Source organism: Sphingobacterium prati (genome assembly GCF_013167215.1).
Lineage (GTDB): Bacteria > Bacteroidota > Bacteroidia > Sphingobacteriales > Sphingobacteriaceae > Sphingobacterium > Sphingobacterium prati.
In genome coordinates this window covers 308912-322506 of sequence record NZ_JABJWY010000035.1, presented here as the reverse complement: position 1 = coordinate 322506, position 13595 = coordinate 308912, and the positions used below count along the sequence as shown (strand labels likewise).

Genomic DNA, 13595 nt, shown 5'->3' with positions numbered 1-13595 from the left:
TTAAGCTCTAAATATAAAGAACGTAAATTTATTTTTTAAAGAAATCCGTCAACAACTGATCAAGCTCCTGTACTGAATTCTCCAGCCCTACTTCGTGGTTCTGGGACTGTCGCTCCGCATTTAACATCCGCGTAGCAAACTGCAATACACACATGGATAACAGATCCTGCTTATCTCTCACAGTATAGTTTTCCTGCAATTCCTTTACTTTTTCATTTATCAATTTCGCAGCATGTCGAATCACTTCCTCCTCCGCGCTTTCCACCCGTAGGGGATAAACACGATCTGCGATATTTATTTTTATGGAAATCTCTCCCATTTCTTTGAGCTTTTTAACGTTGTATTAGTTTAAATTCCGATGATCTCCAAATTCCAACTACTTCAACAAACTAATACACTTGTCTATTTCTCGCACAAAATCGTTAATTTTTTGTTTTGTGTCAAGTATTTTTTCATTAATTGCCCCCTTATCCGTTTCAGAATCCAACGTTCGGGCTACTGCCAGCGCCTTGACCTTCTCTTCCAATTGCTTGCTTTTATCGTTGCTCGCATCGAAAGCCACTTTTAAGGATTGTACCTCTAATTTAAGCAAATCATTTTCTTCCTGCAAGACTTCGCACATTTGAATTAAGTTTTTCGTTTTCTCAACGATCAGATTCATTTGTGAAGACAATGTTGCCATAGCGTAAATCGAATGTTACCAATTAATGTTATATCTTTAATTAACCACGCACCTCTGCGCTTAGTTCCTTCTCAAAATTAACAATTAATTTTTGAACTATCGCATCAATTTGTTTATCGGTCAATGTTTTTTCTTCATCTTGCAAGATAAAGCTCAGAGCATAAGACTTTTTCCCTTCCGGAATTTTATCCCCTTTATACACATCAAACACATTTACCTCCTTTAAAAGCTTGCGTTCGGTCTTTTGAGCGACAAATTGAAGTTTGTCAAAGCTCACATTTTCGTCAATTAACAGCGATAAATCGCGGCGTACTGCAGGGAATTTTGACACTTCTTTGTATTGAATACTATTCTTTCGAATGATTTTCATCAAGACATCCCAGTCAAAATCCGCGAAGAAAACCTGTCCTTCAACATCTGCTTTTTTCAAGTTGACATGAGCTACCGCACCGAAAGAAACCAGACATTTCTGACCTTTCATATAACTCAATCCGTACGCAAAATGATTGCTCGGCGCATCTTGTATTTGTATGCCATCAATCTTTAGACGCTTAACAATCGTATCAACTGCCGCTTTGAGGTTATAGAAATTAACATTTCCTTTTTTACTATTCCACTGTTCTGCTTCTGCCCTGCCTGTTATTGCAAAAGTCAAATGCTGCGTTTCTTTATAGCCTTCTCCATCCAACGCATAGGTTTTACCAAATTCGAAGAATTTCAGATCAAAATTTCTGCGCTTCTGATTATATTCAATGGCATTCAACACAGAGAATAACATATTTTGACGCATGGTATCCAAATCCGAACTCAATGGATTGAACAATTTTACCGCTGTCTCGCTGTCATCTGCATAATCAAGCTTTGTCAACGAATTCGCCAATATTTCACGGAATCCATTACCAATCAATAAGTCAGCCAGCTGATTTAAAACCACTTCCTTATCCGGCTTTTCAACAGTGTTTAATGAAGCTTTGATCTGGGATTTTAGTTCAATGTTATTGTAACCATAAATCCGTAATACCTCTTCTACCACATCCACTTCACGAGTTACATCAACGCGATATGCAGGTACTAAGACATCCAGTCCCGCAGCGGTTTCCGAGGCAATCTCAATGCCAAGAGCCACAATAATGGCTTTGATCTCTTCATTTGGAATCGCCTGTCCAATTAAACGCACCACGTTCGCAAAGCTGACATGAAATGAATACGGCTTAACTTCTACGGGATATTCATCTTTTAAGGTGGATGAAATGGTTCCACCAGCTACTTCCTGAATCAATAATGCCGCACGTTTTAACGCTTCCACCGTAATATTAGGATCTGTACCTCGCTCAAAACGGAAAGAGGCATCTGTTTTCAAACCATGTCTTTTGGATGTCTTACGAACTGAAACAGCATTGAAATAAGCTGACTCCAAAAATACATTCGTTGTTTCAGTAGAGACACCAGAGTAAGCTCCACCAAAAACACCTGCAATACACATTGGTTTTTCAATGTCCGCAATCACTAAGTCCTCCGCAGACAAAGTACGCTCAACACCGTCCAAGGTCACAAATTTTTCACCTTCTGTGGCCCTACGGACAAGCACTTTGTTGCCCGCAATTTTATCTGCATCAAAAGCATGCAGCGGTTGACCAAGATCATGCAATATATAATTCGTGATATCTACAATGTTATTGATCGGACGCACGCCGATCACATTTAATTTTTCCTTCAGCCAGTCTGGCGATTCACCTACCTGAACGCCAGAAATATTGATTCCACTATAACGAGGGCATGCAATAGTATCCTCAACAACAACCGATGTTCCAGCTGCCTCTGCGGCTTGAAATGCTGAAACATCTGCTTTTAAGATATGCGTGCGATAATAAGCCGCAACATCGCGTGCTACCCCAAGATGAGAAGCAGCATCGGCACGATTAGGTGTAAGACCAATTTCGTAGCGATAGTCATCCTGGATATTGAAATGATCTTTTACCAATGTTCCCACTGGAACATCAACAGGCAGCTCAACGATGCCCGCGTGGGATGTTCCTAGACCAATCTCATCTTCTCCACATAACATTCCTTCAGATACTTCACCACGAATTTTAGATTTGGTAATTTTAAATGGCTCTCCAGTCGAGGGGTGACATGTTGTACCTACTGTTGCTACAATTACCTTCAATCCGGTACGGCAATTTGGTGCTCCACATACGATATTCAATAATTCGGAAGCGCCCACATCAACTGTAGTGACGCGTAGTTTATCGGCATTGGGATGTTGCTCACAAGTTTTTACCTCGCCAACGACCAAACCATCCAACCCACCTGGGATACTCTGTACAACATCCAAGGCCTCTACTTCTAATCCTGTATTTGTCAAGATCAAAGATAATTCCTCCGGAGTCGAATCTATATTAACGTGTTGTTTTAACCAATTATATGAAATGTTCATCTCGAATTTGATTTGATGCACAAACTTAGATAAATTTGAGGTTATATACAACGTCAATTTAGTGATCAACCCAATACTCCCCGAACCTCCTCCGTTAAGTTTTAACACGTATACCGCTCTGACATAACCCTTAACCATAAATTACTTTACAGAAAAATATTTACGTAGTAAACGCAGTAGGTAGGTTATACGCCGAAATAATGAATGAAGGGATAAACGTATCCCCACAGGTTGTAGAATGATAAAATTTGTCTACACTAAATAATACAACGCTAAATCTATTTACTACGGAGACGCAATTTCGCTCTTGATGACACGAATATCCACTCGTTTTTTAATCAACATTTCGATCATTTCCATAAAAATAATATGTAACTTTGTGCTTTAATTTGAAGAACGTTCAAAACAAACATTTATAATGATTCATTTCTTTGAGAACCCATCGAACACCGTATATGGTGTTCAAAGCGTAAACTCTTTATCACAAGAAGACATTACTAAACTCAACTGGCTATTCGGCAACGCCAAAAAACTCGACGATCAAACCCTTAACCATTACTTTGTAGGCCCCCGCGCAGCGATGGTCACTCCTTGGAGTACCAATGCCGTAGAAATTACACAGAACATGGGTATTGAAGGCATTGTTCGCATCGAAGAATTTCAACCGGTACCAGCGGATTTCAATGATTTCGATCCAATGGTTTCGCAAAAGTTCAGTATGTTGACGCAGGACATGTACACAGTCAACATCACTCCAGAAGCTATTTTGGAAATTGAAGACATTGATGCCTATAACAAATCCGAAGGATTGGCATTAAATCCGGAAGAAGTAGCTTACCTCAACAACCTTGCAACTAAACTGGGCCGTCTGTTGACAGACTCTGAAGTTTTTGCTTTTTCACAAGCCAATTCCGAACACTGTAGACATAAGATTTTCAATGGGACTTTTATCATTGACGGTGAAGAGCAACCTACTTCTCTATTTAAATTAATCAAGAAAACTTCCGAAACAAATCCCAATGATATTGTTTCTGCCTATAAAGACAACGTAGCCTTTATTAAAGGTCCACGTGTCACTCAGTTTGCGCCTAAATCGGCCGACAAACCTGACTTTTACGAGGAGAAATCCTTCGATTCTGTTTTATCGGTAAAAGCTGAAACACACAATTTCCCAACGACTGTGGAGCCGTTTTCCGGAGCGGCTACAGGTTCTGGTGGTGAAATCCGTGACCGTATGGCCGGTGGTCAAGGTGCTATTCCTTTGGCGGGTACAGCGGTCTATATGACGGCCTATTCCCGTCTATTACAAGATCGTCCTTGGGAGAAGGCCATGCAAGAACGCCAATGGCTTTACCAAACCCCTGTAGATATCCTAATCAAAGCTTCCAATGGAGCTTCTGACTTTGGTAATAAGTTTGGACAACCCTTAATTACTGGTTCTGTACTTACTTTTGAACATGAAGAGGAAGGCCGTAAGCTTGGTTATGACAAAGTGATCATGCAAGCCGGTGGTGTAGGTTACGGAAAACTGGATCAAGCCAAAAAACATACCCCAAAAACAGGCGATAAAATCGTCATCTTAGGTGGTGAAAATTACCGCATTGGTATGGGTGGTGCGGCTGTATCTTCTGCAGATACAGGTGCTTTCGGTTCAGGTATTGAACTGAATGCGATCCAACGCTCAAACCCGGAAATGCAAAAACGTGCAGCGAATGCTGTAAGAGGCATGGTGGAATCCGATCATAATCCTATTGTCTCTATCCATGACCACGGTGCTGGTGGACACCTAAACTGTCTATCCGAATTGGTTGAGGAAACAGGTGGTTTAATCGATCTTGATGCGCTCCCGGTAGGCGACCCTACACTTTCAGCGAAAGAAATCATCGGTAATGAATCGCAGGAAAGAATGGGCTTGGTAATTGCTGAAGATGACATTGCTACCCTTAAACGTGTTGCTGACCGCGAGCGTGCACCGATGTACACTGTAGGTGATGTCACGGGTGACCACCGTTTTACGTTTGCATCCAAAAGCAACGGCGCAAAGCCAATGGATTATGCTTTGGAGGATTTCTTTGGCTCATCACCAAAAACTTTTATGCGTGATAAAACTATCACGCGTAACTACGCAGATCTGAGCTATGATTCAGCGAATATCCCAAGTTATTTAAATCAGGTTTTGCAATTGGAGGCAGTGGCTTCCAAAGATTGGCTGACCAATAAAGTCGACCGTTGTGTCGGTGGCCGCGTTGCAAAACAGCAATGTGTAGGCCCGTTACAGTTGCCTTTAAATAACGTTGGTGTCATGGCTCTTGACTACAAAGGAAAAGAGGGTATCGCCACGACGATAGGGCACTCCCCTGTTGCCGCATTGATTGATCCCGCAGCCGCCAGTAAAACAGCTATTGCAGAATCACTCTCGAATATCGTATTTGCGCCGATCATAAATGGTCTTGCCGGTATTTCACTCTCAGCCAACTGGATGTGGGCAGCAAATAACGAAGGTGAAGACGCTAGACTTTATCAAGCCGTGAAGGCCTGTTCGGATTTTGCCATCGCATTAGGAATCAATATTCCTACCGGAAAAGATTCATTGTCGATGAAGCAAAAATATCCAAATGGCGAAAATGTAATCGCTCCCGGCACATTGATTATATCTGCCGCTGGAAATTGTACGGATATTACCAAGGTAATCGAGCCCGTTTTAAACAAAAATGCAGGTTCCATCTACTACATTAATCTATCAAAAGACGGCTTCAAATTAGGCGGTTCTTCTTTTGCTCAGATTGTCAATAAATTAGGCACGGAAGTTCCGACAATCCAAGATGCGAACTATTTCAAAACCGCATTCAATACCGTTCAGGAGTTAGTCAACGATAACCAAATCGAAGCCGGTCACGATATCGGCTCCGGTGGTCTGATCACTACCCTTCTGGAAATGACATTTGCAGACGTTAATTTGGCTGCAAACTACGACCTTTCTGATTTGAATGAATCTGACTCGGTGAAAGTGCTGTTCAGTGAGAATATTGGTCTTGTACTACAGGCGAAGGATGATGCTGTTTTTGAGAAAGCTTTTAACAATGCTGGCGTAAATGCTATAAAAATCGGTCAGGCAATCCCAGGAGCTACAGTAACCATTAAAAACCAATCGGAATCGTTCAACTTTGACGTTGCGGCCACGCGTGATGTGTGGTCGACCACTTCATTCTTATTGGATTCGAGACAATCGAAAAACGGAACTGCTCAACAACGTTTCGACAACTATAAAAATCAACCGTTAACATTTACTTTCCCAAGTCAGTTCGATGGCAAAAAACCAATGACCGACGGAAGTAAAGCACGTCCGAAAGCGGCCATTCTTCGGGAAAAGGGCTCCAATTCAGAGCGCGAGATGGCAAATGCAATGTTCTTGGCAGGCTTTGATGTAAAAGATGTGCATATGACAGACCTGATTTCAGGCCGCGAAACATTAGAGGATATTCAGTTTATCGGCGCAGTTGGTGGATTCTCGAATTCTGACGTTTTAGGTTCGGCAAAAGGATGGGCCGGAGCATTCCTTTACAACGAGAAAGCGAAAAAGACATTGACAGACTTTTTTGCACGTCCGGACACCCTTTCTATCGGTATCTGTAATGGCTGTCAATTGTTTATGGAACTGGAAATGATCAATCCGGAGCATGAGGTTCATGGTAAAATGCTGCACAACACTTCAGGAAAGCATGAGTCAAATTTTGTTTCAGTGAAAGTTCAGGAAAATAATTCCGTTATGCTTTCTACATTAGCCGGCAGTACGCTGGGAGTTTGGATTTCACATGGTGAAGGAAAATTCAATCTACCACTTGCAGAAGAACAATATAATATTGTTGCAAAATACGGTTATGAGCACTATCCACACAATCCCAATGGTTCGGACTACAATACAGCGATGATCTGTGATAAAACTGGACGTCACTTGGCAACGATGCCTCATATTGAGCGTTCGATTTTCCAATGGCATTGGGCAAACTATCCGAAAGGACGCCAAGATGAGGTTTCCCCTTGGTTAGAAGCCTTTGTCAATGCACGCAATTGGATTGACAACCAAAGCAAATAAAAAGCGAAAAGATAAAAGCTCCTTCATCTATGAAGGAGCTTTTTTTTAGATATCCCTTTTGTATCCAGGTTTGTTCATCATATTGTCAAGGGAGTATTTTCCAGATCCCATGACCATAAAAAAGATCAACAAAAAGAATACGACTATCGAAAGCCATAATTCGGAATTCAAATAACTAAAGCTGTTGGTGATGTTGACAAAAAAGACAGCTCCCACCAAGACAGGAAACAGCAATAAAGCCGCTAAACGGGTTTGGAATCCCAGAATGAGGAATAAGCCGCCGACCAAATGCGTAAAGACCACATAATGAACAGCTCCCCATATGGACAGGTGAAAACTACTTTGTTCAATCATGTGCTCAACCACTTGCCTATCGTTTACGAAACTTACCCCCTTGGCGAAAATCGTGATGCCTAAGGCAATTCTTAGGTAATCAATCCATTGTGGGTGATGGACGTTTCCCCAATGTTCAATTCTATGTATCAGGTTCATAATATACCTCCTTTTATAGATGGTTATACTGCTATAACAGCTGAAACACAAAAAAGTTGTTCCCAGTATCATTTTAATACACAGGCTATTGTCAGTCGCATTGAATACGGAAACCAAAAAGTCGGGAAATGAATCAGACGATCACAAACTGGATCACTAGATCCCATAATGCGGTCGTTATTAGTCCTGCTGCAATACTAAAACCGATCACCAAGTTCACCAATTTTGTATTGAGGTGATACTGCTCAGCAATAATACCCGAAGTGACCAACGTAGGCATAGCAGCTTCAAAAATACTGATCCGGGCAACGGGACCTTTTACGCCCAGTATTAATGCAAATAACAAAACCAATAGTGGTGCCAAAACCAATTTATAGATCATAGCTGTACTGATCTGTGCAGCTTGTTGGCGCCAGCCGTCAAACTTCAATTGCAAACCAATAGAAAATAACGCCAGCGGCCCTACCGTCGCCACAAGCTTATCGAAAAAAGGTTCAGCCATACTAAAGTCAACAAATTGGGATAACGTCAATGCGAGGAGACATCCGATCAAAGGTGGAAAAGTAATCAGCTTCCACAACATGAATTTTGCGTTGATGGATTGCCCTTCATGCAAATTTGCTTTCAGGGCATTGATAATCCCCATAGTGGACAATAAGATAAATGTTGTCTGGTCACAAATAATCGCTATAGGCAACTGTGCCTCTCCAAAATAGGCCATGATCAAGGGAAATCCAATAAAAGACGTATTGCTGTATCCTGCCGCCAACTCCAGACTGCTTCTTGAACGTTGCTTATAGGATTGTCGCCTACAATACCATTCCATAAATAACCAGCTTCCAGCCCATACCAAAATCGCTGAAAAAATCGGAAACAGCATCGCTGAAGACCAGACAATCTTTGGGATATACTTGAAGGAAACCGCCGGAAGCGCAAAATAAAGTATCCAGGTATTGATTCCTTTATGTGCCTCAGCATGGATCAACTTTGCTTTCCTTAACAGCATACCAGCAGCGATACAAAACGCAATCATTATAAAATTAACCATGTTTTTCCTACAATTAAGACAACACAAAAGTGCAATAGTAGTCCTAGGAAAAACATGTATAAATACATGTTTTTTATGTACATTTAGCACTATCTATCAAAAGAACATGCGAAAAAAACAATTTGAACCGTTATTGATCAGCGAATTTGTGGAAGATACCTTTCAGCTACCCATGCATGAGCAGAATTACTATGAATTAGTTTACATTCGTGCCGGACGTGGGAAGCAGGTCATCAATAAATTTGAATTGGATTACGAACGTGGCGATATTTTTCTTGTGAGTCCTGCAGATAGGCACTACTTTAACATCTACGAAAAAACACATTTCCTGTTCATTCTTTTTACGGACAACTATTTTCGGCGGAATGGGCGTCAGCAAAAATTATACGCCCGGATTATGGAGTTAATGAACGACAGAGGACTAAGGGAAAGCAAACTTGTCCTGACGGAGCACGATCGTCTGATCTACTTCCACATGATGGAGGCGGTCAGATTATACAGTATTGCGGAGGCCAACCAAGCATCCGAATGGTTATTTGATCAACTTGTTGCTATTTTTGGTCTTTATAAAGAAATATCGGAAATGCAGCGTTTACCGCAAAAACATACTGTTCAAATGGACAGTTCAATTGCAGCGTACATCCATCAGCATATTTTCACGCCTGAATATCTTCAGATAAAAACAATCGCACAGAAATTTAATATCGCTCCGACTTATTTTGGCATCTATTTTAAGAGAAACTTTGGCAGTAGCCTAAGAGACTACATCAACATGTACCGCATTGAATTAATCGAACATAGGCTTAAATCTACCGCATACACACTAAAACAGATTGCTCAGGAATTAGGATTTGTTGATGAAAGCCATTTGTCCCATTTCTATAAGCGTACGAAGGGATACAGTCCAACAACCTATAGAAAACTGCAGACGAAATAATCCGCGACACGACAACGGCTAACAAACTCTTTTAATTATTTTTAGGAGATAGGATACTATAGAATTTCAATCCTTTTTCTTCAAACTGCTTGTAAAGGATAATCAGCACATCATTTTTAAAAGATGAGACATTCGCGGCGAAATTCACCCAGCAGGAAACGCTTAAATAGATCATTTCTTCGCTGATGTCTTGCACACTGATGCCGCTATCCCGTTCTTTGACAAAATATGGACTCGCCGTCATCGCATCATTAATCCATTGCTTCGCCTGATCAAGGTCTGCCTTCCGATCAATATGAAGCACAAAACTTGCTTTGCTATACTCTTGAGATAGCGTCCAGTTAACAACCCTGCCTGAAAGTAAATCACCGTTGGGAATAATCACATCGGCACCATCAGCAGTTTTCAATACACTGGCACGAATACCGATCTCCTTAACACGCCCTTTTTTATCCGCCAGCTCAATCTGGTCACCTACACGGAAAGGCTTATCAAAAACGAGAATGATCCCCGACACAAAATTATTAATGATATTTTGCATCCCTAAACCGATCCCCACACTCAGTGCTCCAATGACGACAGTAAGTTTGTCAAGACTCATACCTAAAGCCGAAATAGCCATAAAAAAGCCGATCAGAATAATCGCCAAACGAAATAACGGAAAAAGCGTCATTTTCTGATTATAGGCCTGATTTAACTGACCATCTTCACCGCCGAGTACAATAAGACTGATATTCTTCTGAAACCAATTGGCCACGAGCAAGAGCAGGACCGCAACAACCAGATTCCCTAAGGTAAAGGAGATGCTACCGATGCTACGCACCTTGCTAAAAAACGTTTCACTAAGTTCCAACAAGGTTTCAATAAACTGAAGGTTATTCGCCAAGACAATAATTGCTAACAGGACACATACAATCCGAAGGATCTCTGTTATAATCGCCAAGGTACGCTGCTCATTAAAGCGCATCCAGAATCCCGACACCAAACGATCCTTTTTGAATTGGTTGCGGACATCTGCTTTGATCATATCCGCAAAATACTGTAAGGTAAATGACTGTACCAAACCAACTGCACATGCAATGCTAAAGCTGCGTGAATGCTCTACATGTCCAATGACATTCAATGTAATCGCCGTGATATTTAAAACAGCAAACACCACGTAGATAAAATTGCTGATATACCCCGGGCTCTCCGAGTTCTTGATACGTCGTTTAGTATAACTTACCAATCCCAATGCGATCAGATTAAAGCCGATACAGATAATACGCAAAAACAGATCATCACTTACGATCATATTGACAAAGACATCCAATAGGTAAAAGATGATCAGAATCAGGGCAATCTTGCGTTGCTGTCCCGTCATTTTATGCCGCAATAAAAACATGAAGATTAACATGATCACCAGCTGAGAGGCCTGTAAAATGAAGGTCGGTGTAAAGAAATTGACAAAAGGCAATAATGTCAGCAGCAAAATAATGGTTTTTCCGACAATGGCATCGATGGCAAGCTTATTTTCCGGATCTTTCTGTTTCAAGATATAAGCAACCCTTACAATCCAATAACAATAAGCCAATCCAAGCACGATCAACAAGATCCGGCTCGCCCAATCCGTGCGATTGACATATTTGTCGATGGATTTGTTATTCTTATAGTTACTGCGAATATTGTCTAACAACACATCTTTTGAAATACTCGTTGTATTTGCTTTCCAAATCGATTTTCTGACCGATACGGAATCCGACATCTTAGCTACAGCTTTTGTTTCTGAAATCAGGTCTAATCTATTAAGATGCCGCTGATCCTTTATGATAAGCTCATCAATTGTACGATTGATCGATTCGAGGGAATCCACCTTTGCCGCTAGCCGAAGTTGGGCATTATTAAGATATTGATGAGCGCGCGAGTGATTGCTGGCACTAATATCATATCGATTGATGATACCCCGGATCTGATCTTGCGTGCTACTTAAACTGCCGGAATAATTTGCAATGCTCCCTTTAATAGACCTCAGCTGTCTAATTTCTTCGGAAATTGAGTTTTTTACTGCCGTAACAGAATCTTTTGCTGAATTGCCACTAGCCGCTGCATATGAATTGGATTTTTCATTTAACTGAGCAACAAACTCCGCCATTGATGCCGCACGAATATTGGACAAGAACGTCAGATTGACTTTCCGTAGATCATTGCGTAACGAATCATTCCCCACTCGAGTCGAATCGGTACTGAATCTTCTATTTATTCCCGTATGTGATACCGATCTGTCGGTATTGTCCACTCCTCTTCTTACCTGCACCGAATCTTGTCCGAAGGCGTAGAGATTTAATATCAACAAACTGATAACAGTAATGAAATGCTTAACGCTGCTCAATTTCATATTCCCAAATTATTAATCTCTTTCAATAATAGCCTGTCCGATCCTCAAGAAACACTACACAAGGAGATTGCAGAGAAAAAGTCCATCCTATTATTTTCCAACAAAAATAGTTTATCCAAGCTTAAAATCGAATAGCATCCGATAATTTAAGTTCCTCGAGGCGCTTGACCTTGTCATCACGGTAAAAGAGATTCATGGTCTCAAAAGGGATTAACTTTAAATCTTTGTTAACAATATGGACGCAGGATTTTTTAACCGCACGCACATCGAAATCATGCGCATCCATAAAATTCATGATAATAATCCGGAAAAGATTGTCATAATCAAGTTCAGGAGCACACACTTCGGGTAGGCAGCATAGCAATTGATTCACTTTGGGTTTTACTTTATCCACCGAAATACCGGTACTAAAAATATCCAGCAACTGCATCTGAACACCGGTATCCTGCTCGTATACAATGGTATTACGGGATTGATTATTTAACAGTACAGCAGGATCAATATGTCGTGTCAGTGGAATCTTTTCCTCACCGATCTTAAGCACATAGCCCATAGCCAGGGCATCCGGGTTACAGGGAACAGGAATAATATCATGCGGGTTCAACAAGGGGTACTGATCCAGGATTTCCTGCCGAACCTCCGTCAGTGTCATTTTATACTGTTGAGCATCCTGTGCGTTTCGTCCGGCAATCTCCACCGGCTGGAAGGTTACGCCACGCACACAAGGTTGATTCAGGGCATAATCCAATATTTCTCCTATTTCATCGTCGTTGGTACCCTTTTCCAAAACTACGACAAGGGTTGTGCTCAGATTTAACGCATTGAGCTTTTCAATGGCCTTTTTGCGTACATCAGTCAGATCCTTTCCCCGAAACTTCTCAAGCACTTCCGGACGGAAAGAATCAAATTGCAGATAAATTTCAAATTCCGGTGCGTAGGTTGCAAGTTGTTCAGCAAATCCCGGGTCATTTGCAATCCGGATACCATTGGTATTCAGCATCAAATGCTTTATCGGCTTGGTCTTTGCGATATCCAGTATCTTAAAAAACTCCGGGTGAATGGTTGGCTCTCCCCCACTGATCTGAACGACATCCGGCTCACCTTCGCTTTCAACGATCTTGTCAAACATACGTTCGATTTCTTCGAGCGAACGATGTCTGCCATAGTGTGGTGAGGACATGGCGTAGCAAGTCGGACATGTCAGATTGCAACGGTCGGTCACTTCAACGATAGAAAGGCAGCTATGCTGCTCGTGATCGACGCATAAACCGCAATCATAGGGGCAGCCATAGTGGACCTCATTTTCAAATTTTAGCGGTGTCTCAGATGCCTTATTATAGTTCCGGATATTTTTATAGTATTCCACATCGGTTGCGATCAAGGTTTTGAAAAAACCGTGATCAGGGCAATTTTTGGTCATAAAGACCTTTTCATCTTCGATGATAATCTTTGCACCTACACGCGAAAGGCAAGTCGGGCACAAACTGATGGTGTAATCGTAATAAGCGTAATTTCTAACTGGCATATATCTA

9 protein-coding genes are annotated in these 13595 nt (G+C 41.4%); 2 read left to right on the top strand and 7 right to left on the bottom strand.

Annotation, left to right across the window (positions count from 1 at the left end; all coding sequences use genetic code 11):
* Nucleotides 1–28: 28 nt before the first annotated feature.
* From HPC41_RS17205 to pheT, 3 genes are read right to left on the bottom strand one after another with little or no spacing between them, the layout of a single operon-like run.
* Nucleotides 29–319, bottom strand: a complete 291-nt coding sequence (locus tag HPC41_RS17205) for a cell division protein ZapA (protein WP_046675831.1) — start codon at nt 317–319, stop codon at nt 29–31.
* A 57-nt stretch (nt 320–376) separates the two neighbouring features.
* Complete coding sequence (locus HPC41_RS17200) at nt 377–682, bottom strand: hypothetical protein (RefSeq protein ID WP_172395240.1); 306 nt, start codon at nt 680–682, stop codon at nt 377–379.
* Between the two features lie 40 nt (nt 683–722).
* Complete coding sequence (gene pheT, locus HPC41_RS17195) at nt 723–3119, bottom strand: phenylalanine--tRNA ligase subunit beta (RefSeq protein ID WP_172395239.1); 2397 nt, start codon at nt 3117–3119, stop codon at nt 723–725.
* 418 nt (nt 3120–3537) lie between these two features.
* Between pheT and purL the strand changes: the two genes are divergently transcribed.
* Entirely contained in the window at nt 3538–7212 is a 3675-nt protein-coding gene (gene purL, locus HPC41_RS17190; protein ID WP_172395238.1) for a phosphoribosylformylglycinamidine synthase, read from the top strand.
* A gap of 45 nt (nt 7213–7257) precedes the next feature.
* Here the strand turns inward: purL and HPC41_RS17185 are convergent, their stop codons facing one another.
* Complete coding sequence (locus tag HPC41_RS17185; protein ID WP_172395237.1) at nt 7258–7704, bottom strand: DoxX family protein; 447 nt, start codon at nt 7702–7704, stop codon at nt 7258–7260.
* 133 nt (nt 7705–7837) lie between these two features.
* A complete protein-coding gene (locus tag HPC41_RS17180) occupies nt 7838–8752 on the bottom strand; it encodes an AEC family transporter (RefSeq protein ID WP_172395236.1) in 915 nt (304 codons plus the stop codon).
* 106 nt (nt 8753–8858) lie between these two features.
* Here HPC41_RS17180 and HPC41_RS17175 point away from each other — a divergent pair, with 106 nt between their 5' ends.
* Nucleotides 8859–9689 (top strand): AraC family transcriptional regulator, encoded by an 831-nt coding sequence (locus HPC41_RS17175; protein ID WP_172395235.1) that lies wholly within the window; start codon nt 8859–8861, stop codon nt 9687–9689.
* 31 nt (nt 9690–9720) lie between these two features.
* Here the strand turns inward: HPC41_RS17175 and HPC41_RS17170 are convergent, their stop codons facing one another.
* Together HPC41_RS17170 and HPC41_RS17165 are read right to left on the bottom strand one after the other, a co-directional pair.
* The gene (locus HPC41_RS17170) at nt 9721–12063 is read right to left on the bottom strand and encodes a mechanosensitive ion channel domain-containing protein (RefSeq protein ID WP_172395234.1); all 2343 of its coding nucleotides are present in this window, start codon (nt 12061–12063) and stop codon (nt 9721–9723) included.
* 121 nt (nt 12064–12184) lie between these two features.
* Nucleotides 12185–13588 (bottom strand): radical SAM protein, encoded by a 1404-nt coding sequence (locus tag HPC41_RS17165; protein WP_172395233.1) that lies wholly within the window; start codon nt 13586–13588, stop codon nt 12185–12187.
* Between the last annotated feature and the right edge of the window lie 7 nt (nt 13589–13595).